Source organism: Sinorhizobium sp. NFACC03 (assembly GCF_900103435.1).
Lineage (GTDB): Bacteria > Pseudomonadota > Alphaproteobacteria > Rhizobiales > Rhizobiaceae > Ensifer.
In genome coordinates, this window is record NZ_FMXF01000050.1 from 1 (window position 1) to 22851 (window position 22851).

Consider the following 22851-nt stretch of genomic DNA (forward strand, 5'->3'; position numbering starts at 1 on the left):
AAGCGAGAGCAATTCCCGTGGATGTTCGACGTGACCAAGTGCGCCGTGCAGGAAGCTATCATCGACCTTGGCGCAGGCTTCCGGTCGTTCTTCGAGCAGCGGGGCCGCTATCCCCGGTTCAAGAAGAAGGGTGTCCGGGACAGCTTCTGCGCCGCCAACGAGGCCGGAACCTTCCGGGTGGATAGCCAGCGGATCAAGCTGCCGGTCGTGGGCTGGGTACGGATGCGCGAGGCCGTGCGCTTCACCGGCAAGCTCAAGCGTGTCACCGTCAGTCGGGAGGCTGACCGCTGGTTCGCCAGCATCATGGTCGAGACCAACGACATCAAGCCGGTCGAGCAGCCGCATGACGCCGTTGGCGTCGATCTGGGCGTGACGACGCTGGCGACGTTGAGCCAGGGCGATCCGATCCCCGGTCCGAAGGCCCACACGGCATTGCTGGGGCGGTTGCGCCGGACAAGCCGGGCACTGTCCCGCAAGCGGAAAGGCTCTGCCAACCGGCGCAAGGCAAAGGCGAAGCTGGCGCGGCTGCACAGCCGCATCGCCGCCATCCGCCGTGACGCCACCCACAAGGCGACGACCCTGTTGGCGAAGACCTATCGCCTCATCGGCATCGAGGACCTGAACGTACGCGGAATGGTGCGCAATCGCCACCTCGCCCGGTCGATCATGGACGGCGGTTTCTTCGAGTTCCGCCAACTCGACTACAAGGCCCGGTTCTATGGCGCGACCGTCGTGGTCGCGGATCGCTGGTTTCCATCGAGCAAGACCTGTTCTTGCTGCGGTTCGGTCAAGGCCGAACTGGCGCTGTCGCAGCGGACCTATCATTGCGACACCTGTGGGCATGAGGTCGATCGCGACCGCAACGCTGCCCGTAATCTCGAACATCTGGCCGCAAGCTCTGCGGTGTCAGCCTGTGGAGAGGAACGCTCTGGCGTGGTGCGCAAGCCCCGCGTGAAACGGGCCTCGGCGAAGCAGGAACCGAACAGCAGCCTCGCCGCATCGCTTTAATCAGCTACGGTTAGGTATGTGTAGGTTTCGGAGAGCGGTTTTCCGTCAGGTAGCGGCGCTGCAATTTGCTCTCGGCCTTGTCGCCGAACTTGGCGGCAGCGCCATTCAGATCGCTGAGCGCCTTGGCGACGGATTTCTGCGCTTGCAGATTGCGCAGGTCGTTTTCCACGGTGGTGAGATAGTGGCGAAGCTCTTTGCGGCGGGCATCGGCGAGCGCCTCCAGCTTCTCGATCGCCGCGCGGGACGACAGGTAGCCGCTGACGGTCAGGCTGGCAAGGCTGGTGGCAGCGATGGAGAAGGCAGCCAGAGCCGCCGCTGCGAGGGGTAGCTTCGCGGACAAACGCATAACAATCACCGGGCTTGAAGGAGAGGAGGCCATGCCAAAGGGCTGGTCGCGACGCCTCATGCGCCCGGCGGGAGAGCTCCCGCGCGGAGAGTTATACGGTCGCATGTTACAGTTTGATGACGTCCGGTTGACGACGCGAAAGTTTAGCCGTGACTTATCTCGGCAGGGTGCCGGTCAGAAAGACATCCGCGCAGCTCTCAGCGCGCGCCATGATCGTCGCTTCGTCAATGCTGCCGATGCGGCCCATCATGACGGCGCGTTGCGGCTCCATCGCCATCATGCCGCGCAGCATGCCCGCCGCCAGATACGGATTCTCGATCACGAGGCGGCCGCGAGCCGCTTGCGCCCTGAGCCAGCGCTCCAGCGTTGCGTTTGTCCGCTCGATTGCCTGCTCCCAGAAGGTGGCGGCGATCTCCGGAAAGCGCTCCGCCTCGGCGAGCACCAGACGTATGATTGCGATCGTGTCTGCCGCCAGGACGAGGTGCCCATAGGCGGCAAGCAACTGCACGAGACCGGTCTTCACGCTCACGGCGTCGAGATGCTCTTCGTCGGCTTCGAGCGCGAACTCAGAGATCCTGAGGGCGATGACACGTTCGAAGAGATCGGCCTTGGTGGGAAAGAGGCGATAGAGCGTCTTGGTGGAGACGCCGGAATTCTGGGCGATGACGTTGATGTTGGCGGTCTCATAACCGAGGTCGCAGAATTGCCTTTCGGCGGCAAGGATGATCACCTTTCGGGTCTCGTCGTCGGATCGGACCTGGGGTCGGCCGCGGGAACGCGGCGATTTCTGCTTTTCGACCATGGCGACTTTCCAAATTCCTTGGCGATTTTTAGTCGTTGCCAGATGGGAAAGCAAATGTTTTCCGAAGCAGGCGTGTGCATAGCCGCACAGTTCCCTGTCTTTGGCGGATATTGCGACCTCGGCGAACACGCCGTAGCTTTGCGATATGGCGACGTCGAAGCTCACGGCCTACCGCGCGAAGCGGGATTTTTCCAGGACGCCGGAGCCTGCCGGGAGAACCGGCGGGGAGGGCAATCGTTTTGTCGTGCACAAGCACCACGCCACGGCCGATCACTATGATCTCAGGCTCCAGGTCGGTGATGTGCTGAAAAGCTGGGCGGTCCCCAGGGGGCCGTCACTCAATCCCGCCGACAAGCGTCTGGCGGTCGAGACCGAAGATCATCCGCTCGACTATATCGACTTCGAGGGCGTCATTCCGGAAGGCGAGTATGGCGGCGGGCCGATGATCGTCTGGGATACCGGCGTCTGGGCGCCGATGGACGACATCGACAAGAGCCTGAGGACCGGCGCCTTCAAGTTCCGTCTGGCCGGCGAAAAGCTCAATGGCGGCTGGATGCTGACACGGCTGAAGCCGAAGCCGGGTGAGGAGGATCAACGTAACTGGCTGCTTTTCAAGGAACATGACCTTGCAGCCGAACCTGATGTCGACATCCTGACGTCGCGTCCCGAAAGCGTGAAAAGCGGCAGGCGGATCGAGGAACTGGTCGAGCCGCCGAAGAGGCCGGCAAAGCGGGTCGTTCTCAAACCCGGCGCGCTGCCGGGTGCGGTGAAGGGCCCGAAGCCGCAGCGGATCGAGCCGCAACTTGCCAGCCCAAAACCGAAGCCCCCGGGCCGCCCGCCGGACAGGCAAGTCTGGCTGCATGAAATCAAGTTCGATGGCTACCGGACGATGGGGGATGTCTCGGATGGCAACATCAGGCTGATCACCCGCAGCGGGCTGGACTGGACGAAGCGCTACGGAGACCTTCCCGATGCCTTCCGGAAACTGCCCTGCCGCGAGGTGATCATCGACGGAGAGATCGTCGTACTAGACGACAAGGGCATCAGCCGCTTCGCGCTCTTGCAGGACGCGCTTTCGACCGGTGTCGACAGTAAGCTCGTCTTCTATGCTTTCGATATCCTTTATCTCGACGGGTGGAACCTGACCGAGGTCCCGTTGGAAAGGCGCAAGGCGCTGCTGGCACAACTGCTCGGGGGGCAGATTTCCAGTCGTTCGGCCATCCAGTTCAGCGACCACGTCGAAGGTGATGGACATGGGCTTTACGACCAAGCCTCGGAACTGGGGCTGGAGGGGATCGTTTCGAAGCGCGCCTCGGCACCCTACCGGAGCGGCCGCACGCAGACCTGGACCAAGACGAAGGCGCTCCAGTTCGGTGATTTCGTGATCGCCGGATACACCACTTCCGAGGCGGCGGAAGGCCTTGCTTCCCTCGCTCTCGGCGAATGGGAGGAGGGCGAACTGCACTATCGCGGCAAGGTCGGAACCGGTTTCGATGCGGCGACGGCCAGGCAGTTGCTGACACGGCTGGAGGCGTTGCGCGGCGACGCGGCGACGCTGGAGGGCGCGCCGAAAGAAATCACCTGGGTTCGGCCGGTGCTGAGCGCCCGCATCCATTATTCGAACCGCACAACCGACAATGTCCTGCGCCATGCGGTGTTCAAGGGGCTTCGCGATGTCGAGCTTTCGGCACCGGCGCGGGCAACGCGCAAGCGGCTGATCACGGATGCCGATCTCGCAAGCATCCAGGTCACCAATGCGGACCGTCGAGTGTTCGGCAAATCCGGGCCGACCAAGCTCGACATTGCCGTCTACTACGCGCTCGTCGGCGACTTCATGCTGCCTCATATCCTCGGCCGGCCAGTGTCGCTCTTCCGTTGCCCGACCGGAAAGCGTGCAGACTGCTTCTTTCAGCGTCATCCCTTTACCGGCATGCCGCCCTCGATCATCAGCTTCAACTCGACCAACTCCGAGGGCGAAACCAACTCCTTCCTCTCGATCGAAGGCACGAAGGGCTATCTGGCGCTCGCTCAGTTCGGCGTGATCGAGCTTCACAGTTGGGGCACGAAGCGTGAGCGGCTGGAAAAACCCGACCGCATCGTCTTCGATCTCGACCCCGGACAAGGCATCGCCTGGCGCGATGTGGTCGAGGCAGCCGTCCATATCCGCGGTGAGCTGGAAGCGCTCGGCCTCGTTCCCTTCGTCAAGACATCCGGCGGCAGCGGCATCCATGTGGTCGTGCCGGTGACGCCGAAACTCGACTGGAAGAAGACGCACCAGGCGACGAGCGCGATCGCGACACGGCTGGCGGCAAGCGCACCGCAAACCTTCACCACCACCATGGGCAAGGAGAACCGCATCAAGCGGATCTTCATCGATTATCACCGCAATGCCCGCAGCCATACGGCGGCGGCGCCCTATTCGCTGCGTGCACGCACAAATCTGCCCGCCTCGACGCCGCTCAACTGGGCGGATCTGGAGACTATCGACGCTCCGGAGGATTTGAACTATTCTTCGCTGCCTGGACTTCTGGATACTTTCGGCGATCCCTGGGCGGATATCGACGACTTTGCCAAGGATTTGCCGCTTCTGTCCGAAACGAGGACGTAATGCGTTTGGCCGCGTAGGAGACAATCATGGCGCCCAGGGCAAGTTGGAAAGGTTACCTCAAACTCAGTCTCGTCAGTTGCCCCGTGAGGCTCTATCCGGCGACCAGCTCGAGCGAACGCATCAGCTTCAATCAGCTTCACAAGGACACCCACAACCGGATCAACATGAAGCCGGTCGACCCGGAGCTCGGCCTGGTCGAGCGCTCGGACCTGGTCAAGGGTTACGAATACGAAGACAAGAAATACATCATCATCGAGGACGCCGATCTCGAAAGTGTCAGGATCGAATCCAACCACACCATGAACATCGAGGCCTTCGTCGATGAAGGCTCCGTCGATGTGATCTACCAGGACGCGCCCTATTACCTGGCGCCCGACGGCGCGATGGCGGAGGAAACCTTCGTCGTGCTGCGTGAGGCGTTGAAAAAAAGCGGCAAGCTCGCGATCGCGCGTCTGGTGCTTTCGAGCCGGGAGCGGGTTGTGACGATCGGTTCACGCGAAACCGGAATGTTCGTGTGTACTCTGAGAAACCCGAGCGAAGTACGCGGAACTGCTGAGTATTTTGGCAACATCCCTGTCGGCCATCCCGACCCGGAAATGCTGCAGCTTGCCGAAGCGCTGATCCAGCAGAAGATGACGGTCTTCGATCCGAAGAACTACGAGGACCGCTACGAGATCGCGCTGATGAAGATGATCCGAGAGAAGCTTAAAGGTCATAAGCCGATCATTGCCGCCGCGCCGGAACGCGGCAACGTCATCAATCTCATGGATGCCCTGAAGGCGAGCCTGTCGCAGTCGAAGCCACCGGCAAAGAGCAAGTCCAAAGCCGAGCCGGCGGCGAAGGAAACGGCCAAGGCGGCAACTCCGGCTGCGGCCAAGCGGACGGCGGCAAAACCGACCGCGAAGAAGAAAGCCTGATGGCGGTTGCAGGCCAGACATTCGGTATCGTTGGGGGGCTCTCGGCCTTTCCGCGGCGGCTTGTGGCGCGGGAAGTGGAGCGACAGTTCGGCCATTTGCGGCGCGGCGTTACGCGCCAGACGACGTATCTGGTGTTCGGCCGGAACCTGCTGGCGAAGTCGAGCGAAGCGGAGATCGAGGCGCGTTTCGATGCGGAACATGCGGCGGGGCGATGGCTCGTCAGCGAGAACGGCTTCCTTCGCCTTCTAGGGCTGATGTCGGTGCCTGTAGCGTCCGCACTCACACGTCAGTCTCTGATCGATCAGGCCATGCTTAATCCGCGGACCTTCGATCTCCTGTCGCTGTTCGATGCTTTCGAGCATGACAGCGAGCCCTTTTCGTTCCGTGATCTCATCCTCGCCCGAAAGTATGCGGAACTGATTGGAAGCGGTGCGAATTGGAGCGCCATCGTCCGATCCGTTCATCGTTCGGGACAGGTCGCTTCGTTGACGGCGCTTTCGCTGCATAGTGGCGGTCCCGATGCGATCTACGCGCGGAGTGCCGAGGGGCTGAGCGAGCTCAATGGGCAATTGCTCTTCGATCTCGGCGCGCCCGATGATGCCGCTCTGGAAGATCTCTTCGACTTGGCCGAGGAGGCGGAGGCGAATGGTGACTACGAGGAGGCCGCCACCTTCTATCAGCGCTATCTCGCCATGGACCGGACGGATTCGGTTGCGGCTTTCAATCGTGCCAATTGCCTGAAGGCTGCAGGACGGGAGCTGGATGCGGCGCACGACTACGCCCGTGCCATCAAACTCGATCCATCCTTCGTCGAGGCGTGGTTCAACCTCGCCGGGCTGATGAGTGAACGGGGACGGCTCGACGCTGCCCGCAGGCACCTCAGGAAGGCAATCGAGCTCGACGGCGACTATGCCGACGCTGTCTTCAATCTCGCGAAACTCGAATTCGATGCCGGTGATCTCGGTGAAGCCAGGCGCTGGTGGAGCCGCTATCTCGAACTCGATAGCGATAGCGAATGGGCGCGAACGGCGGAACGCGGTGTGCAATATGTCGATCTGCAAGGCCGTCCAAGGACAGCGGGCTGATATGGGCGACAAATTCCTTTTCGACGGACCTGATGATGCGGCTGTCACCATCCTTCTTGCCCATGGCGCCGGCGCGCCGATGGATTCCGCCTCGATGACTGCGACCGCCAAGGCGCTTGCAGCCGCCGGCTTCCGCGTCGCCCGCTTCGAGTTCGGGTACATGGCGGCGCGGCGGACGTCGGACGGGCGCAAGCCCCCGCCGCGCGCCGAGACGCTCAATCCGGAATATGTCGCCGCTGTCGAAGCGCTTGATGCGAAGGGGCCGCTCATCATCGGCGGCAAGTCGATGGGCGGGCGGGTTGCCAGCATGGTCGCCGACCAGCTCCACGCGGCCGGCAAGATCACCGGGCTGCTCTGCCTCGGCTACCCCTTCCATCCGCCGGCAAAGCCGGAGCAATTGCGCACCAAGCATCTGGCTGGACTGAAGACGCCAACCCTGATTTGCCAGGGAACCCGTGACGAGTTCGGCACGCGCGAGGAGGTTCCGGGCTATACGCTTTCCGACGCGATCGAAGTCCTGTGGCTCGAGGACGGCGACCATGACCTCAAGCCGCGCAAGAGCCTTTCCGGCTTTTCGACGGCCGATCATTTGAGGACCGTGGCCGATGCGGTGGCGGCCTGGGCCGCCCGACTGACGCGCTGATCTGTTTGCGGGATGAAGATCGCCACCTTCAACATCAACGGCATCAACAAGCGGCTCGAAAACCTGATCGCCTGGCTTGGCGAAACCAAGCCTGACATCGTCTGCCTGCAGGAATTGAAAGCGACCGACCACCAGTTTCCACGATCGGCGATCGAGGCGGCGGGCTATAGCGCCGTCTGGCAGGGACAATCCGCCTGGAACGGTGTCGCGATCCTCGCCCGCGACAGCGCGCCGGTACTGACCCGCGTTGGGCTCGACGGTGATCCCTCGGACAACCAGGCTCGCTACATCGAGGCTGCCGTCAGCGGCATCCTGGTCGGCAGCCTCTATGCGCCCAACGGCAACCCGCAGCCCGGCCCCAAGTTCGCCTATAAGCTCGCCTGGCATGAGCGCCTGGCCAAACATGCCGCCGAGCTCTTCGCCCTCGACCTGCCGATCGTGCTAGCCGGCGACTACAACATCGTGCCGGAGCCGCGCGACATCTACCCGACAACGTCCTACGACGACAACGCGCTGGTGCAGCCGGAAAGCCGTGCGGCGTTCCGTACGCTCCTCGACCACGGCTGGCTCGATGCGCTGCGCAAGGTCCATCCGAAGGACCGGCTCTTCACGTTCTGGGACTATCGCCGGAACCGGTGGCAGCGCGATGCCGGGCTCCGGCTCGATCATATGCTGCTGAGCCGCAACCTGTCCCGCAAGCTCATTGGCGCCGGCATCGACCGCGAGGTTCGCGGCATGGAGGGCGCGAGCGATCATGCGCCGGTTTGGATCACGTTGCGCGATTGAGCTGGCTATATTGCGGGAACGAAGCTGCCGCATCGTCGGCGGCTATTCGCAGCCCTCATCCGGATTACACCCGGTCCGGCAGGTGGATGGATGCGGCGAACCGCGAACGTCCAAGGTAACCAACACGAAGGAGGTGGCATGAAAGAGGCCGCGCCCGCTGAGAGAACGGATCACTGAGATGGCGGTGATGATCGAGGGACAGTCACGCTTCCAGCCTTTCGGCTTATCCTGTTGGGGTTTTGCAGATCTCAACACGGGAGTTGGAAGCATGACTGCGTCCTATGATTACCATATCGGCGTCGACTACCACAAATCCTATAGCCTTCTGGCAATGATGTGGGCCGCGGTCGCCGGTCTCGAAATCACCGCGCTGCGGCGGCGCAATCGGCTTGAACAAGGTCCGGTCCGGCTTGAGGTCAATGAGCGGTGTGCCGTCGAGGCAATCGAGGCCGCGCACGAGCAGCGTTGAGCCTTCCACAGCTTCAAGTTTGACGATCGACGTGCCGATCGGATTGGGGCGCACGGGCGAGCGCAGTGAAAAGGTGCCGTGCACCGCTATCTGACAATCGAGGCCGGGACCGTCCCGGCCTCTTTTGCTTTGGTCCATCTCACCGGGTCGAGCGAGCATCTGGCCGCGATCGTGTGTCGCGAAGTGTGCCGCCCCGCAAACGCCGCAGCTGTTGCACTGAGATACAAATCTCCGCAGATCGGAAACATCCGCGATACGTCGCGATGGTCCTCTGCCGCACATGTCAAGTGATCACTGCCTCGGGGCATTGATCCAGTGCGGAGAGACGATGATGCTCCTCTTTGTTGTAGCCTATCTTGCAGGCGTCCTGACGATCGTCAGTCCCTGTATTCTGCCGGTCCTGCCATTCGTGTTTGCCCGCGCCGGCCAGCCCTTTTCCACCAGCATACTTCCGATGCTGCTCGCCAAGATCGTGACCTTTGCGGGCATCGCCTCGCTTGCCGCGCTCGGCGGCAACTGGGCGGTCCAGGCGAACGCGTTCGGCCGCTACGCCGCGATCGCACTGCTGGCGGTATTCGGCGTAACACTGCTCTCAACGCGTGCCGCAGCTATCGTGACTGACCCGCTCGTGGCGCTGGGAAACCGGCTGTCGAGAAAGGCTGCGACCGGGGAGAAGGGCGGCGTCGGCGGCGCCATCCTGCTCGGTGTTGCGACCGGATTGCTCTGGGCACCCTGCGCCGGACCGGTGCTCGGCCTGGTGTTGACCGGCGCGGCGCTGAACGGCGCGAATGTGCAGACGACGCTGCTGCTTGTTGCTTATGCCGCAGGTGCCGCGACCTCGCTGGCGCTCGCTGTCCTTGCCGGCGCACGCGTGTTCGCGGCGATGAAGCGCTTCCTCGGCATTGGCGAGCGCATCCGCCAAGGTCTCGGCGTTGCGGTGCTGGCTGGCGTTGCGGCCATCGCCCTTGGGCTGGACACCGGCCTGCTGGCGCAGCTTTCCTATGCGAGCACTTCGGGCTTCGAACAGTCGATCCTCGATCGCCTGCGCGGCAATGCGGCGCCTGCCGACGTCGCCAGCACCCGCATGACGCTTGCCGCTAACGATACGAGACAGGCGGTCTATCGCAGCGACCTACCGGTCGAAGGTCCGTTCCCGTCGCTCGACGGCGCCGTTCAGTGGCTGAATTCCAAGCCGTTGACCCCGGCCGAGCTTCGCGGCAAGGTCGTCCTTGTCGACTTCTGGACCTACTCCTGCATCAACTGCATCCGCACCATCCCCTATGTGCGTGCCTGGGCCGAGAAGTACCGGGATCAGGGCCTGGTCGTCATTGGTGTTCACGCGCCGGAATTTGCCTTCGAGAAGCAGATCGGCAACGTCGAAAAGGCGGTGCGTGACTTCAAGATCACCTATCCGGTGGCCATCGACAACGACTTCGCCATCTGGCGCGCTTTCTCCAACAGCTACTGGCCGGCCCACTACTTCATCGATGCCGCAGGGCAGATCCGCTACACGCACTTCGGCGAGGGCGACTATGAAGGTTCCGAGCGGGTGATCCAGGATCTGCTGGCGGAGGCTGCGGGAAAGCGGAAGGCCGAAAACAACTTCGTCAAACCGGATGCAAAGGGTGCCGAAGCCTCGCCCGACCTCTCCCGGCTCGGATCCGGCGAGACCTACCTCGGGTATGAGCGGGCCGCGAATTTCGTGTCTCCAGAGGGCGTCTCCGCAGACAGCGCCAAGCGCTATACGGTCGATAGCCCGCGTCTCAACGAGTGGGGCCTTACCGGCAACTGGACAGTCGGGGCCGAGCAGGCCCGTGTCAACGAAGCGGGCGGCGGTATCACCTACCGGTTCCGTGCTCGCGATCTGCATCTGGTGCTTGGGCCTGGCGCCGGCGGCAGGCCGATCCCGTTTCAGGTGACGGTGGATGGTGCGGCGCCCGCAGCGGACCGTGGCTCGGATATCGACGGGTCCGGCAGGGGGACCGTCACGGAGACCCGCCTCTATCAGCTCGTGCGCCAGTCAGGCGCGGCGCGGGAGCGGACCTTCGAGATCCGCTTTCTCGAGCCCGGCGCGGAAGCCTTCGTTTTCACTTTTGGATGAGAGTTCACAGATGACCGACAAACAACAGCAGCATAGGCGCCGCATGCCCGCCCTTTCCCGACGTCTGTTCGTCGCGCTGGCAATGGTTAGCGGCGGGCTGACGTTCGCCTTCGACGAACAAACGGCGGCGCAGCAGGCAAAACCCATTCCCAAGGCGCTTCATGACGTCGCTTCAACGGAGACAAGGCAGACGGCAGTGCTCGCAGGCGGTTGCTTCTGGGGTGTGCAGGCCGTGTTTCAGCATGTGGCCGGCGTCACCGGCGTCAGGTCCGGTTATTCCGGCGGCAGTGCGGAGACGGCGATCTACGAACAGACGGAAACCGGCACCACCGGCCACGCCGAAGCGGTGGAGATTACCTTTGATCCCAAGACGATCAGTTATGGGCAGCTTCTCGAGATCTATTTCTCGGTTGCGCACGATCCGACGCAGCTTGGCGGACAGGGGCCGGACAGCGGCCCGCAGTATCGATCGGCGATCTTCCCGCGCAATGAAGTGCAGGCGAAGGTCGCTTCCGACTACATCGCGCAACTGAACGCGGCGGCCGTCTTTGCCCGGCCGCTTGTGACGACCGTCGAACCCGGCAAGGCTTTCTATCAAGCGGAGGCCTATCACCAGGATTACGTCTACAACAATCCAGGCCAGCCCTATGTGGTCCTCTACGAGCAACCGAAGATAGAAGCGCTGCACCGCCTGTTCCCGAGCCTCTATCGCGAGAAGCCGGTGCTTGTCGCTGACAGCGCGTCGTAGCCGATCATGAGCTTTGCGGATCGCGAGCACGACCAGACCTGTGACGTTTCGAACGGATCTTGCAAGGGGGTCGGGCCAAGTCGGCCCTCTACACAAGGACACAGTTTTGCGGCCGCCCGCACACATCCGCGATACGCCCAAAGGACACTCTGGCGGTGAGCAAGGCTTGGGCCCGTGGTGACGGGACGCGTCGCTGCCGCCATGATCAACGGAAGGAGCCATCATGCGCATTTTCGCAACAGCTTTCGCCATAGTCGTCCTCGCGGCGGCGCCATGCGCCTGGGACAGCGGCCCGGGAGAGCCCTCGCTTCTTGCCGCGCTCGTCGCCAATCCGGCGTCCGCAACGGCCGCGGCGCGGCCGCAGCCGGCGGCGATTGAGGACGGGGGGTTGCTACCGGAGGCTCCGCACGAGGAGCTTGCCAGCCCGTTCTTCGATTGATCACCGCACCGCGAAAGCTGGCGGCGCGAACGTTTGAAGCCGGCCCCGTCCTCTTTTGCTGATCTCCACGGCCCCGTTCGCTTTGAACGCCAGAGCATTTCGTATCGCTCTGCCGTCGTGCTCGGCCGATCAAACATTGAGATACACTGACGCCGCTCCAGAACACATCTCCGATACGCCGCCCACGCATGGTCACGGCGAAGTTTGGTTCGCATCCCTCCCACACGGCGTTGCAGTCGGTGAAAGTGGATGTGGCCTAAAACGTCGGAATTACGACATTTGAGCCACTGGTGTTTCGTCTTACCATCGAGGCTCCAACCAAGGCAAAGGAGCTTGAAATGAGCAGGAATTCCAAAGGTACGGCACTCATCACTGGCGCGTCCTCCGGTATCGGCGCGATCTATGCCGATCGTCTGGCACGCCGCGGCTTCGACCTGATCCTCGTTGCCCGCAACCGTGAGCGCTTGAATGGGCTCGCCAGCCGGTTGGCGGACGAGACCGGGCGCGCCATCGAGGTCGTCGCTGCGGACCTCGGGAACAAGGACGATGTCAGGCGGGTCGAGAAGATCCTCCGGGACGACGCGAGCATCACGGTGCTGATCAACAATGCGGGTGTTGGTGCCACCACACCGCTGCTCTCATCCGATGTCGACAAGATGGAGGAGATGATCACGCTCAACGTCAGCGCGCTGACGCGGCTGACCTATGCGGCCGCGCCCGGATTTGCCGCCCGCGGCGCCGGCACGATCATCAACATCGCTTCGATCGTCGGCGTTGCGCCCGAACTCCTGAACGGCGTCTACGGTGGCACGAAGGCCTTCGTTTTGGCATTCACCCTGTCGCTGCAGAAGGAACTTGCCGACAAGAACATCCGCATCCAGGCCGTGCTGCCGGGTGCGACGGCGACCGACTTCTGGGGCATTGCCGGCACGCCGCTCGAACATGTTCCAAGTGAGATCGTCATGCGGGCCGAAGACATGGTTGATGCCGCGCTTGCCGGTCTCGATCAGGGCGAAGTGATCACCATCCCGTCGCTGCCGGAGGCCGCTGATTGGGCGGCCTATGAGGCGGCCCGGCAAAAACTCATGCCGAACCTTTCCAGGAGCGCACCCGCAGCCCGCTACAACATCGAGGGATAGCCCCGATCTGCTCCGGGCTCCTCCCATCCCGGAATCGCTCGGCGATGCCTCTGGCATCGCCTTACCACTCGAACCAGGAGAATGATGATGTCCAGACGCTATTTGCCAACTGCCAAGAGCAGTCGCTTGGCCGCCTTCGCGCTGTCCGGAGCGATCGCGATCCTGCTTCCTCCGCTCGCCGCCCATGCCGCAGGTGCCTCCTCGGCGGATGGTACTCAGATCGTTGTTGCCGCTAAGCCGGCGGCCAACGAGTCCATCCGTCCATTCCAGTTCCATGCCAGTGATGCGGCGCTTGCCGACCTCAAGCAGCGCATCGCGGCCACCAAGTGGCCGGACCGGGAACTGGTGAACGACGGCACCCAGGGCGTGCAGCTCGCCACCATGCAGAAGCTCGCCGACTATTGGGCGACCAAGTACGATTGGCGGAAGGTGGAGAAGAAGCTCAACGACCTGCCGCAGTTCGTCACCAACATCGACGGCGTCGACATCCATTTCATACACGTGCGGTCGAAGCACAGGAACGCGATGCCTCTCATCGTCACCCACGGCTGGCCCGGCTCGATCATCGAGCAACTGAAGATCATCGATCCTCTGACGAACCCGACAGCCCACGGCGGCAACGAGGCCGATGCCTTCGACATTGTCATTCCCTCGCTCCCCGGCTACGGCTTCTCCGGCAAGCCAAATGAACGCGGTTGGGATCCGGTGCGCATCGCCCGGGCCTGGGCGGCGCTGATGCAACGTCTCGGCTACACCCACTACGTCGCGCAGGGCGGTGACTGGGGGGACGCGGTCACGGAGCAGATGGCGTTGCAGCAGCCGGCCGGCTTGCTCGGAATCCACACCAACATGCCGGCGACCGTTCCGGCCGAGATCCAGAAGAGCCTCGACGCCGGCGAACCGGCACCATCCAATCTCTCGGCCGACGAGCGCCGTGCCTATGACCAACTCGATTTCTTCTACAAGAACGGACTCTCCTATGCGCAGGAGATGAGCAAGCGTCCGCAGACGCTCTATGGCATCGAGGACTCGCCGATCGGGCTTGCCAGCTGGATGCTGGACCATGACGCCCGCAGCTACGAACTGATCGCCCGCGTCTTCGATGGTCAGTCGGAGGGCCTGAGCCGTGATGACGTGCTCGACAACATCACGCTCTACTGGCTGACCAATACCGCCGTGTCGTCGGCGCGTCTCTACTGGGAGAACAAGCTCGCTTTCTTCCAGCCGAAGGGCATTCAGATTCCCGTGGCCGTCAGCGCCTTCCCGGATGAGCTCTATCAGGCGCCGAAGTCCTGGGCGGAGAAGGCGTTCCCCAAGCTTATCCATTATAATCGGCTCGCCAAGGGCGGACACTTTGCGGCCTGGGAGCAGCCGGCAGCCCTGGTTGATGAATTGAGAGCTTCCTTCAAGTCACTGCGTCAACCGAGCTGACAGAAAGGGGCGCGCGAAGGCGCGCCCACCGTCGCAACATTGGAGAAGTGTCATGACAGGTGCAGGTAGCGACAACAGAGCGCCATCGGTCGATCTGAAGTTCGAGGTTGCCGTCATCCCGGTCTCGGACGTCGATCGCGCTAAGGATTTCTACGGCCGCCTTGGTTGGCGGCTCGACGCCGACTTTCCGGTCGGCGATACGTTTCGGGTCGTCCAGTTCACGCCGCCCGGTTCGCCGGCGTCGATCCACTTCGGCACGGGGTTGACCCCGGCCACTCCCGGTTCGGCAAGCGGGCTCTATCTCGTCGTCTCGGATATCGTTGCCGCGCGTGCTGAGCTCGTCGAACGCGGCGCTGAGGTCAGCGACGTCTTCCACCGCGAAGGTCCCGGAAAGCCGCCGATCAGCGGCCGTGACCCAGGAGGCCGCAGCTACCGTTCCTACGCGACCTTCAGCGACCCCGATGGTAACGGCTGGCTGCTGCAGGAGGTGACCGAGCGTCTGCCCGGCCGCGTGGACGCGGATGTCACGGACTTCGCTTCGGTCGCCGATCTTGCGGCGGCACTGCGTCGTGCGGCAGCCGCGCACGGCGAGCACGAGAAGCGCAACGGCGGTCACCACGACCACAACTGGCCGGATTGGTATGCCGCGCACATGGTCGCGGAGCATGCCGGAAAACCGTTGCCCGAATGAAATAGAACCTATGACCGCCGCGTTCCCTTCATGGCGTAAATCTGCTATAAGCGATTATTCCGGACGGAGTGGTATGACGTGCACAGGATCGGCTACGTTGTCTTTCCGAGGTTTCAGCTCATGGGGTTCGCGGCGGTCACTGCCTTCGAGGTCGCCAATCTGACGCTCGGGGAACAGGCCTACGAGATCGAACTGCTTTCCGAGGCCGGCGGCGAGATCAAGTCGTCCGCTGGCTTCGGCGTGCTGACGAAGGCCTTCGACAACACCGCCTTTGATACCGTCATGTTCGGAGCGGGCACCGAGATCGAACCGGTAACACCCGGGCTGGTCGCCTTCGCGCGCCACGCGCTCAAGGCCTCGCGGCGGGTGGCTGCCCCTTGCACCGGTGCTTTCATCCTGGCCGAGTCCGGACTGCTCGACGGGCGTCGCGCCACGACCCATTGGGTGTTTGCGCGTCAGTTGCGGGAGCGTTTCCCTGAGGTGCGGGTCGAGGAGGATCGCATCTTCATCGTCGACGGCAGTGTGTGGACCTCCGCGGGCATGACGGCCAGCATCGATCTGGCCCTGGCGATGATCGAGAAGGACCATGGCGAGGAGGTTGCCCGCCAGGTCGCCCGCAAGCTTGTCGTCTATCACCGGCGCGCCGGCGGCCAGTCGCAGTTTTCAGCCTTACTCGAGCTCGATCCGAAGTCGGACCGCATCCAGAAATCGGTCAACTATGCCAAGGCGAACCTGCGCAGCGTCTTGTCGGTCGAGGAGCTGGCGGACGCCGCCGGATTGAGCGCGCGGCAATTCAGCCGCGCCTTCCGCTCCGAGACCGGCCAATCGCCGGCCAAGGCCGTCGAGCATCTCCGCGTGGAAGCGGCGCGCCTATTGATGGAGCAGGGGCGACATTCCATGGATGTGATCGCGGAGGAAACCGGCTTTGCCGACAGCGACCGCATGCGCCGCGCGTTCCTACGCACGCTCGGGCAACCGCCACAGACGGTCCGGCGCAATGCGCGCGAAGGCATTGTCTGAACCTGACGGCACTGCGATTGGTCGCGCCTCAGGAGAATTGTATCGCCGTGTATCCGCCGCCTGCCGTTTCTACATGCGCTTTCAATAGGAGCCGCAGAGCACACGGCCGGGATACACCGGCACTCCATTTCTGATGTCAGTTCAGTTCACGGGAGGCAATCAATGTCGGACGAAATCAACCACCCACGCCGTCGTTTCATCGGTGCAATCGCGCTCTGTCTGGCCGCGACGCAATTCGCTTCAGCGGGAGCCGCCAGAGCGCAAGCGGGAAACAATGAGGCGCTGCGCCTGCCGGCAGTCACCCCCGGGACGAACAAATCCTTCGCAACCCTCAAGCAGATCGATGCCGGCGTCCTGAATGTCGGCTACGCCGAACTTGGCGCGCGCGACGCGCCGGTCGTGATCCTCCTGCACGGCTGGCCCTATGACATCCACACCTATGTGGACGTGGCGCCGCTGCTGGCAGATGCCGGCTACCGCGTCATCGTTCCTTATCTGCGCGGCTACGGCACGACCCGGTTTCTCTCCGCCGACACACCTCGGAACGGCCAACAGGCGGTGATCGCCACGGACATCATTGCCCTGATGGACGCGCTCAAGATCGAAAAAGCGGTCATCGGCGGCTGCGACTGGGGTGCGCGAACCGCCAACATCATCGCCGCAACCTGGCCCGAGCGCTGCAAGGCGATGGTCTCGGTCAGCGGCTACCTCATCGGCAGCCAGGAGGTGAACAGAAAGCCGCTGTCACCGCAGGCCGAGCTTGCCTGGTGGTACCAGTTCTACTTCGCCACCGAGCGTGGGTATGCCGGCTACAAGCAGAACCACAAGGAGTTCGCCAGGCTGATCTGGAAGCTTGCCTCGCCCAAGTGGGATTTCGACGATGCCACCTTCGATAAGAGTGCCGAGGCACTCGAAAACCCCGACCATGTCGACATCTCGATCCACAATTACCGCTGGCGCCTCAGCCTCGCCGAGGGCGAAGCGAAGTATGACGGTCTCGAAAAGCAACTCGCTGCGTTCCCGACCATTACCGTTCCGACCATCACGCTGGAGGGCGATGCCAACGGCGCTCCGCATCCGGATCCATCGGCTTATGCCAAGCGCTTCTCCGGCAAGTACGAGCATCGGCTGATTACCGGCGGCATCGGCCACAATCTGCCGCAGGAGGCGCCGTCGGCCTTCGCCAAGGCGATCATCGACGTCGACCGTTTCTAGTCCTTCTCCCGCAGATTGCGTGGAGGCGCGGGTCCCGGTTCACCGGGCCCGCGTTTTTTTGTGCGCCGACGTGCTTTGGGACCGTGCCTGGCGCACTATGGTGCCGCGCGGGGAGGTCCTCACGAAGCGCTCACGCCCGCGCGCCGAGATGGCCGCGTTCGTATCAGCGTGTATCCGTTCCCCTACTTGGCAGACTTGCACACATTTCCGCTTCTCTGTGAAACATCCCATACACCTGCGAAGCGCCATCTGTGTCTCGACGGTCGCACAGGGCAATCGGGCCCGAAAAGAACACCTGTCGAAAGGAAGAACACGATGAGCGAAGCTGAAAAGGTACTCTACACCGGCAAGACCCACACGACCGGCGGCCGCGACGGCGCCTCCCGAAGCGACGACGGGCGTCTGGACGTCAAGCTCTCTTCACCCGGCAGCTCGCGGCCGGGCACGAACCCGGAGCAGCTCTTCGCCGCCGGCTGGTCGGCCTGCTTCATCGGCGCAATCGGACTGGCGGCTGGCCAGATGAAGGTTGCACTCCCTGCAGACCTCGCCGTCGATACCGAGGTGGATCTGCGCAACCGGGACGGCGGTTATTTCCTGCAGGCTCGGCTCAATGTCAGTTTGCCTGGGGTCGACGCGGATGTGGCGCGTCAATTGGTGGATGCCGCGCACCAGACCTGCCCCTATTCCAAAGCGACGCGTGGCAACATCGATGTGACGATCAATCTCGTTTGACGGAGCTCCGATTGCCGGAGCACCCTGCAACATGATCCAACGGAAGCGGCGGCCGATGAGGCCGCCGCTTTTTGATTGGAGGGTTGAAGTGTCGCGCCTTGCTATGCCTCATGCTCGATGATGACGAATGGCAAGCTCTGCAACCAAGCCACCGCCGTCGCGGTTCGTCAGCGTCAGTGAGGCATTGATGGAGGCCGCGAGCTGTTGGGCGATGGCAAGGCCGAGGCCGGTTCCGCCGGTATCGCGGTTGCGGGAGTCCTCCAGCCGGACGAAGGGTTTGAGCACGGCATCCAGCTGATCATCGGGAATGCCAGGCCCGCGGTCGAGGACCTTGATTGTCACCGTGTCGTCCGCCAGCCGCCTGACCTCGATCTCGGCGCTACCACCAAACTTGAGTGCGTTGTCGACCAGGTTGGTAAGGATGCGTCTGAGCGCCTGGGGCCGGGTGACGATCGCGCCGTTATCGACATCGCTGGCGGTAACCGCCCTGCCGGTGTCCTGATAGTCATAAACGAGGCTTTCGACGAAGGACGCAAGATCGATGCGTGTCGCTTTTTCGACATTGCCATGGGCGCTGCGTGCATAGGCGACGCCTTCCTTGACCAGGCTTTCGATCTGCCCGAGATCCTGGATCAGCTTCTCCCGGTCGGCGAAATCATCCGCCATTTCGGCGCGCAGCTTCATGCGTGTGATCGGCGTCTGCAGATCGTGGGAAATGGCGGCGAGAATCTGGACCCGCTCTTCGAGATACTGGGCGATACGGTCACGCATGGCATTGAACGCGGTCGCCGCATAGGCAACCTCGGTGGGCCCGGTTTCGCTGAGACGCGGTGTGTTCCGGTTCGGGTCGAGCGTATCGGCAGCCGCGGCAAGATTGACGAGCGGGCGCACCGCCTGACGCATGGCGAACCAACTGCACAGGAGCAGCAGCGCGAGTTGCGCCACGAGCACGAAGGGCAGCCAGTCGGCCAAGGGCATGACACCTTTGGGAAAGACGTCGATCGTCAGCGGTGAGCCGTCGCTCAGCGTCAGATGCGCCTGAAGGTGGCGGCGGTCGCCCGGGATCGTTTCGACCTTGACCGGAAATTGAAGGCCAGTCGCCCGCTCGATCTTGGTCGCGATCTCGCTGGCGGCCGGGTCGAGCGACGGATTGCCCGCAATGCCGGGGCCGAGAAGGAAACCGTAATTGTCGCGGTCCAAGCGAGGGAGCCACGACGCACGCTCCGGCGCGGGCAGGCGATCGAGTATGGCGATCGACGTTGCGATTTCGTTTTCGAGCGTATCGAACATGACAGACCTGGCGGCCATGTAGCGCTCGAGGAACAGAACGGTGAACGACATGACATGCGCGATGGTGAGACCGGCCAGCAGGATAACGAAGAGCCGCGCTCTCAGCGTGCGCGGCCATAGTCGAAATCCTTTTGGGTCTGCGCTCGCCGTCATTCGCGCGCCTCCACGATCTCAATCGGGACCGAGAAGACATAACCTTCGCTGCGCACCGTCTTGATGTAGGTCGGTTCACGGGCATCATCGCCGAGCCGCTGGCGAACCCGGCTGACGAGCAGATCGATCGATCGGTCGAAGAGCTCGGCCTCACGACCCTGGGTGAGATTGAGCAACTGGTCGCGATTGAGCACCCGCTGGGGGTGGTCGATGAACACCTTCAGCAGCCGATACTCGGCGCCGCTGAGTGCAATCACCGTGCCGTCAGCATCGATCAGGTGCCGGGCGGTCGTGTCGAGTTTCCACTGGCCGAAGCGCAGCAGCTGTCCGGCCTCCGAGATCTGCAGGTTCGGCGGCAGCATGCGTGCGCGCCTGAGCACCGCCTTTATACGGGCGAGCAGTTCGCGCGCGGAGAACGGCTTGGAGAGATAGTCGTCGGCACCCATCTCGAGGCCGAGGATCCGGTCCATCTCGTCGCTGCGGGCCGTCAGCATGATGATCGGGATCGCCTTGTGTTTGCCGGCGCGAAGTTCGCGGCTGAGCACGAGCCCGTCGTCGCCCGGCATCATCACATCGAGTACGATAAGATCGACCGTATCTCCTTCGAGGAAGCTGCGCATCTGTCGCCCATCGGCGACGGCCGTTGCGCGCAGCCCGTTCTTCTTGAGGTAACCAGACACGAGTTCCCGGATCTCACGGTCGTCATCGACAATCAGTACATGGTCGATATGCTCCATCGAGCAAACTCCTCAAATCCGGTTTGGTCTTCGCATCCTTGCGGCATCGCCCAGCCAGGGCCGGGGAACATCCGCTCAGTTTCATTGGCGCCCAGGATATGTCCTCGGTGTGTTCGCGATATCCAGACTTGCATGCGAAAGTAATGCAAGCACCTCCGGATACATTTCGACACAATTTCGCAAACGAAACCCGCCGCTTGTTGTCGAGCGGCGGGTTCAAAGAACGTCTGACCGGCGATGTCAGGGTTTTGCCTGAGCTGCCCGTTGGGCGCGGTATTGCGCGGTCGGCAGGCCGCCCCAACCCCAGTTGTCGAGCTCTACTTCCTCGATGACCACGTAGGTCGATTCCAGCGGCTTGTTGAGCACGTCGAGCAGGACCTGGCTCACGCCCTTGATGATTTCGGCCTTTTCCTCGGCCGTGACCGCCTTGCGGTCTGGAGTGGTGCCTTCGCGGGTCACCTGTACTGTAACGATCGGCATTGCCGCCTCCTTTTCAGACCTGGATGTTGGCGGCTCCATCAAGGTGCCGCATCTGAGATGGATTGGGGAGGGAAGGAGCGGCCAGGATTGGGAAACGGTCGCTCCCGGACATACCTGCGCTGTTACCAGCGCCCGGCGTTCTGTCCGCCATCGACGTGCAGGATCTCACCCGTCACGAAACCGGCATGCTCCAGGTAAAGGACGGCGTCGACGATATCGCGGATCTCGCCCATCCGGCCGACGGGATGCAGCGTCGAGAGCGACGCGTGCGTTTCCGGCGCGTGCATCGGGGTCTTGATGATGCCCGGCGAGACGGCATTGACGCGAACACCGGTCTTGGCAAATTCGATCGCGAGCGCCTGGGTCACGGAATTCAAACCACCCTTGGTGATAGACGCCAGGGCCGCCGGGACGCCGGCAATCGGCTGGTTCACGAGGCTGGTCGTGATGCTGACGATGTGGCCGGAGCCCTGCTTCAGCATCTCGCGGGCCGCGTGCTGGGTAATGTGGAAGAAGCCGGCAACGTTGACGCCCATGTTCAGATCATAGTCTTCCTGAGTGAACTCGGTGAACGGCTTGGCGGTGAAGACGCCGGCATTGTTGACGAGCGTATCGATACGGCCGAACCGTTCCAGGCCCTGGCGAACGACCCGCTCGGCGGTCTCAGGCTTGCTGATATCGCCGGCGACACTGACGATGCCAGCGTCCGAACTTTCCTGAATGGAGCGGGACGTGGCGATGACGCGATAGTTGCGATCGCGGTAGGCCTGAACCAGGGCGGCGCCGATACCCTGCGATGCACCGGTGATGATGGCGACCTTCTGTTCGTTGCTCATGGATGTGGTCCCTTTTCGATTGCAACGGGCGCTTGGTGTGGCCCGTCCTCCGCCCTCGGCGTTGGTGCAATCAGATTTAGACCCATCCGATGTGTGAGAGAATTGACGTTATTTGGCGATCAATCAGCCGCATCTCGGCATAATCAGCCGAGCGTGCCAGCTTCCGTTGCCATGCGTGCGAACTCGGTCCGCAGACGTGGCAGCGCGAAATCAGCAAAGGCGCGAACCTTCGGCACGGACATGCGGCCCTGCGGTGCAAGAAGATGAACCGGCATCGGGGGATGCTCGGCATCAGCCAGCACGATTTTCAACCGCCCATCGCTGACGTAGCGCGCGACATGATAGGAGTAGAGCCGGGTCAGGCCGGTACCCACGGCGGCGGAGTCGGTCGCGGCACGCACACTGTTGACGATGCAGCGCGGTGTGAACTGCACCGTGCGAGGGATCAACGACCCCTCGGCTGGCGTGAATGTCCAGGAATCGAGGCCGAAGTTGGTAAAGGCGACGATCTGGTGTTTGGCGAGATCGGCCGGCTCGTCAATCCGCGGGTGGTTGGCGAGATAACGAGGCGAGCCGACGACGACACGCCGGACATCGCCACCGATTCGTGTCGAAATCAGCGAAGAGTCGGCGAGATGTCCGATGCGCAGCGCGATATCGACACCCTCGTCGACAAGGTTTACGAAGCGATCGAGCAGGAGGAGCCGGGCCGAAACCGAAGGGTAGAGGTTGAGGAAGTCGTCGAGGATCGGACGCAGCACCTCTTCGCCAACGATCGGTGGCGCGGAGATCGTCAGCGTGCCGCGAGGGGCCGCACGTTCGCCACCTGCGAGCATGTCGGCCTCTTCGAGATCGATCAGCACCCGCCGGCAGGCAGCCGCATAGCGCTGGCCGGCTTCGCTGAGCTTCAACGATCGTGTCGTTCGATGGAGCAGTTCGACCCCGACATGGGCTTCGAGCAGGTTCAGGGCGCGGCTGACCGCCGTCGGCGATCGCTTCAGCCGCCGGGCCGCGGCTGCGAGGCTGCCTTCATCGACCGCGGTGACGAAGACCTTCATTGCGTCGATACGATCCATTCTGCCGACTTTCGCGATGATCATTGCCAATTGGCAAGCATTCACCCGCAACTGGACAGAAGTAAAGAGACCCGCTCCATCCTCTCGTCAGCGGTGTCG

Annotated in this window: 22 protein-coding genes and 1 pseudogene; 15 read left to right on the forward strand and 8 right to left on the reverse strand. The window is 62.8% G+C overall.

Going from position 1 to position 22851, the window contains the following annotated elements; translation table 11 throughout:
• Positions 1-1008: RNA-guided endonuclease InsQ/TnpB family protein (locus BLU35_RS32790; protein ID WP_093236250.1), on the forward strand; the 1008-nt coding region annotated here is incomplete at its 5' end.
• Positions 1009-1018: 10 nt separating this feature from the next.
• Here the strand turns inward: BLU35_RS32790 and BLU35_RS32795 are convergent.
• Together BLU35_RS32795 and BLU35_RS32800 are read right to left on the reverse strand one after the other, a co-directional pair.
• Positions 1019-1354 (reverse strand): hypothetical protein, encoded by a 336-nt coding sequence (locus BLU35_RS32795; protein ID WP_286161709.1) that lies wholly within the window; start codon positions 1352-1354, stop codon positions 1019-1021.
• Between the two features lie 154 nt (positions 1355-1508).
• The gene (locus BLU35_RS32800; protein WP_093236231.1) at positions 1509-2156 is read right to left on the reverse strand and encodes a TetR/AcrR family transcriptional regulator; all 648 of its coding nucleotides are present in this window, start codon (positions 2154-2156) and stop codon (positions 1509-1511) included.
• A gap of 145 nt (positions 2157-2301) precedes the next feature.
• On the opposite strand from BLU35_RS32800, the gene ligD reads away from it, so the two are divergent.
• The 5 genes from ligD to xth are packed head-to-tail and all read left to right on the forward strand — an operon-like array spanning position 2302 to position 8195.
• On the forward strand, positions 2302-4764 hold the full coding sequence (gene ligD, locus BLU35_RS32805) for a DNA ligase D (RefSeq protein ID WP_093236232.1): 2463 nt from the start codon (positions 2302-2304) through the stop codon (positions 4762-4764).
• Between the two features lie 26 nt (positions 4765-4790).
• Entirely contained in the window at positions 4791-5681 is an 891-nt protein-coding gene (ku, locus tag BLU35_RS32810; protein WP_057248502.1) for a non-homologous end joining protein Ku, read from the forward strand.
• Positions 5681-6766, forward strand: a complete 1086-nt coding sequence (locus tag BLU35_RS32815) for a tetratricopeptide repeat protein (RefSeq protein WP_093236233.1) — start codon at positions 5681-5683, stop codon at positions 6764-6766. Before ku ends, BLU35_RS32815 begins: the two co-directional genes overlap by 1 nt.
• A gap of 1 nt (position 6767) precedes the next feature.
• Positions 6768-7409 carry an alpha/beta hydrolase family protein gene (locus BLU35_RS32820; RefSeq protein WP_093236234.1) on the forward strand — a complete coding sequence of 214 codons (642 nt, stop codon included), beginning with the start codon at positions 6768-6770 and terminating at the stop codon, positions 7407-7409.
• 12 nt (positions 7410-7421) lie between these two features.
• A complete protein-coding gene (xth, locus tag BLU35_RS32825; protein WP_093236235.1) occupies positions 7422-8195 on the forward strand; it encodes an exodeoxyribonuclease III in 774 nt (257 codons plus the stop codon).
• Between the two features lie 322 nt (positions 8196-8517).
• Here the strand turns inward: xth and BLU35_RS32830 are convergent.
• Positions 8518-8748, reverse strand: a pseudogene (locus BLU35_RS32830) (TrmO family methyltransferase domain-containing protein); the annotation flags it as partial.
• Positions 8749-8995: 247 nt separating this feature from the next.
• Between BLU35_RS32830 and BLU35_RS32840 the strand changes: the two are divergent.
• The 9 genes from BLU35_RS32840 to BLU35_RS32880 all read left to right on the forward strand — a co-directional run bounded on the left by BLU35_RS32840 (position 8996) and on the right by BLU35_RS32880 (position 18180).
• Positions 8996-10765 carry a cytochrome c biogenesis protein DipZ gene (locus tag BLU35_RS32840; RefSeq protein WP_093236251.1) on the forward strand — a complete coding sequence of 590 codons (1770 nt, stop codon included), beginning with the start codon at positions 8996-8998 and terminating at the stop codon, positions 10763-10765.
• Positions 10766-10775: 10 nt separating this feature from the next.
• Positions 10776-11513: a peptide-methionine (S)-S-oxide reductase MsrA gene (gene msrA / locus BLU35_RS32845; RefSeq protein ID WP_093236237.1), complete on the forward strand. Its 738-nt coding sequence runs from the start codon at positions 10776-10778 to the stop codon at positions 11511-11513.
• A 223-nt stretch (positions 11514-11736) separates the two neighbouring features.
• Positions 11737-11952, forward strand: coding sequence for a hypothetical protein (locus tag BLU35_RS32850; RefSeq protein ID WP_058324927.1), 216 nt, complete (start codon positions 11737-11739; stop codon positions 11950-11952).
• 338 nt (positions 11953-12290) lie between these two features.
• The gene (locus BLU35_RS32855; RefSeq protein ID WP_093236252.1) at positions 12291-13091 is read left to right on the forward strand and encodes an SDR family NAD(P)-dependent oxidoreductase; all 801 of its coding nucleotides are present in this window, start codon (positions 12291-12293) and stop codon (positions 13089-13091) included.
• Positions 13092-13178: 87 nt separating this feature from the next.
• Entirely contained in the window at positions 13179-14522 is a 1344-nt protein-coding gene (locus tag BLU35_RS32860; protein ID WP_093236238.1) for an epoxide hydrolase family protein, read from the forward strand.
• 52 nt (positions 14523-14574) lie between these two features.
• Positions 14575-15213, forward strand: a complete 639-nt coding sequence (locus tag BLU35_RS32865) for a VOC family protein (RefSeq protein ID WP_093236239.1) — start codon at positions 14575-14577, stop codon at positions 15211-15213.
• A gap of 78 nt (positions 15214-15291) precedes the next feature.
• Positions 15292-16233, forward strand: coding sequence for a GlxA family transcriptional regulator (locus BLU35_RS32870; RefSeq protein WP_058324924.1), 942 nt, complete (start codon positions 15292-15294; stop codon positions 16231-16233).
• 162 nt (positions 16234-16395) lie between these two features.
• A complete protein-coding gene (locus BLU35_RS32875) occupies positions 16396-17448 on the forward strand; it encodes an alpha/beta fold hydrolase (protein ID WP_093236241.1) in 1053 nt (350 codons plus the stop codon).
• Positions 17449-17763: 315 nt separating this feature from the next.
• A complete protein-coding gene (locus BLU35_RS32880; protein WP_058326288.1) occupies positions 17764-18180 on the forward strand; it encodes an organic hydroperoxide resistance protein in 417 nt (138 codons plus the stop codon).
• Between the two features lie 108 nt (positions 18181-18288).
• Here BLU35_RS32880 and BLU35_RS32885 read toward each other — a convergent pair whose 3' ends face one another.
• The 5 genes from BLU35_RS32885 to BLU35_RS32905 form a co-directional block, all read right to left on the reverse strand.
• Positions 18289-19623: a sensor histidine kinase gene (locus tag BLU35_RS32885; RefSeq protein WP_093236242.1), complete on the reverse strand. Its 1335-nt coding sequence runs from the start codon at positions 19621-19623 to the stop codon at positions 18289-18291.
• Positions 19620-20360, reverse strand: a complete 741-nt coding sequence (locus BLU35_RS32890) for a response regulator (protein WP_058324920.1) — start codon at positions 20358-20360, stop codon at positions 19620-19622. The genes BLU35_RS32885 and BLU35_RS32890 overlap by 4 nt, the downstream gene beginning before the upstream one ends.
• A gap of 240 nt (positions 20361-20600) precedes the next feature.
• Positions 20601-20840 carry a tautomerase family protein gene (locus BLU35_RS32895; RefSeq protein WP_093236243.1) on the reverse strand — a complete coding sequence of 80 codons (240 nt, stop codon included), beginning with the start codon at positions 20838-20840 and terminating at the stop codon, positions 20601-20603.
• 122 nt (positions 20841-20962) lie between these two features.
• Positions 20963-21676 carry an SDR family NAD(P)-dependent oxidoreductase gene (locus tag BLU35_RS32900; protein ID WP_093236244.1) on the reverse strand — a complete coding sequence of 238 codons (714 nt, stop codon included), beginning with the start codon at positions 21674-21676 and terminating at the stop codon, positions 20963-20965.
• Between the two features lie 143 nt (positions 21677-21819).
• Positions 21820-22752, reverse strand: a complete 933-nt coding sequence (locus BLU35_RS32905) for a LysR family transcriptional regulator (protein ID WP_093236253.1) — start codon at positions 22750-22752, stop codon at positions 21820-21822.
• Positions 22753-22851: the final 99 nt, after the last annotated feature.

Bases quoted from the DNA above. Each gene is read 5' to 3' on its own strand.
- BLU35_RS32795 (WP_286161709.1), bottom strand. From the start codon at position 1,354: ATGCGTTTGTCCGCGAAGCTACCCCTCGCAGCGGCGGCTCTGGCTGCC.
- BLU35_RS32800 (WP_093236231.1), bottom strand. From the start codon at position 2,156: ATGGTCGAAAAGCAGAAATCGCCGCGTTCCCGCGGCCGACCCCAGGTC.
- ligD (WP_093236232.1), top strand. From the start codon at position 2,302: ATGGCGACGTCGAAGCTCACGGCCTACCGCGCGAAGCGGGATTTTTCC.
- ku (WP_057248502.1), top strand. From the start codon at position 4,791: ATGGCGCCCAGGGCAAGTTGGAAAGGTTACCTCAAACTCAGTCTCGTC.
- BLU35_RS32815 (WP_093236233.1), top strand. From the start codon at position 5,681: ATGGCGGTTGCAGGCCAGACATTCGGTATCGTTGGGGGGCTCTCGGCC.
- BLU35_RS32820 (WP_093236234.1), top strand. From the start codon at position 6,768: ATGGGCGACAAATTCCTTTTCGACGGACCTGATGATGCGGCTGTCACC.
- xth (WP_093236235.1), top strand. From the start codon at position 7,422: ATGAAGATCGCCACCTTCAACATCAACGGCATCAACAAGCGGCTCGAA.
- BLU35_RS32840 (WP_093236251.1), top strand. From the start codon at position 8,996: ATGCTCCTCTTTGTTGTAGCCTATCTTGCAGGCGTCCTGACGATCGTC.
- msrA (WP_093236237.1), top strand. From the start codon at position 10,776: ATGACCGACAAACAACAGCAGCATAGGCGCCGCATGCCCGCCCTTTCC.
- BLU35_RS32850 (WP_058324927.1), top strand. From the start codon at position 11,737: ATGCGCATTTTCGCAACAGCTTTCGCCATAGTCGTCCTCGCGGCGGCG.
- BLU35_RS32855 (WP_093236252.1), top strand. From the start codon at position 12,291: ATGAGCAGGAATTCCAAAGGTACGGCACTCATCACTGGCGCGTCCTCC.
- BLU35_RS32860 (WP_093236238.1), top strand. From the start codon at position 13,179: ATGTCCAGACGCTATTTGCCAACTGCCAAGAGCAGTCGCTTGGCCGCC.
- BLU35_RS32865 (WP_093236239.1), top strand. From the start codon at position 14,575: ATGACAGGTGCAGGTAGCGACAACAGAGCGCCATCGGTCGATCTGAAG.
- BLU35_RS32875 (WP_093236241.1), top strand. From the start codon at position 16,396: ATGTCGGACGAAATCAACCACCCACGCCGTCGTTTCATCGGTGCAATC.
- BLU35_RS32880 (WP_058326288.1), top strand. From the start codon at position 17,764: ATGAGCGAAGCTGAAAAGGTACTCTACACCGGCAAGACCCACACGACC.
- BLU35_RS32885 (WP_093236242.1), bottom strand. From the start codon at position 19,623: ATGACGGCGAGCGCAGACCCAAAAGGATTTCGACTATGGCCGCGCACG.
- BLU35_RS32890 (WP_058324920.1), bottom strand. From the start codon at position 20,360: ATGGAGCATATCGACCATGTACTGATTGTCGATGACGACCGTGAGATC.
- BLU35_RS32895 (WP_093236243.1), bottom strand. From the start codon at position 20,840: ATGCCGATCGTTACAGTACAGGTGACCCGCGAAGGCACCACTCCAGAC.
- BLU35_RS32900 (WP_093236244.1), bottom strand. From the start codon at position 21,676: ATGAGCAACGAACAGAAGGTCGCCATCATCACCGGTGCATCGCAGGGT.
- BLU35_RS32905 (WP_093236253.1), bottom strand. From the start codon at position 22,752: ATGGATCGTATCGACGCAATGAAGGTCTTCGTCACCGCGGTCGATGAA.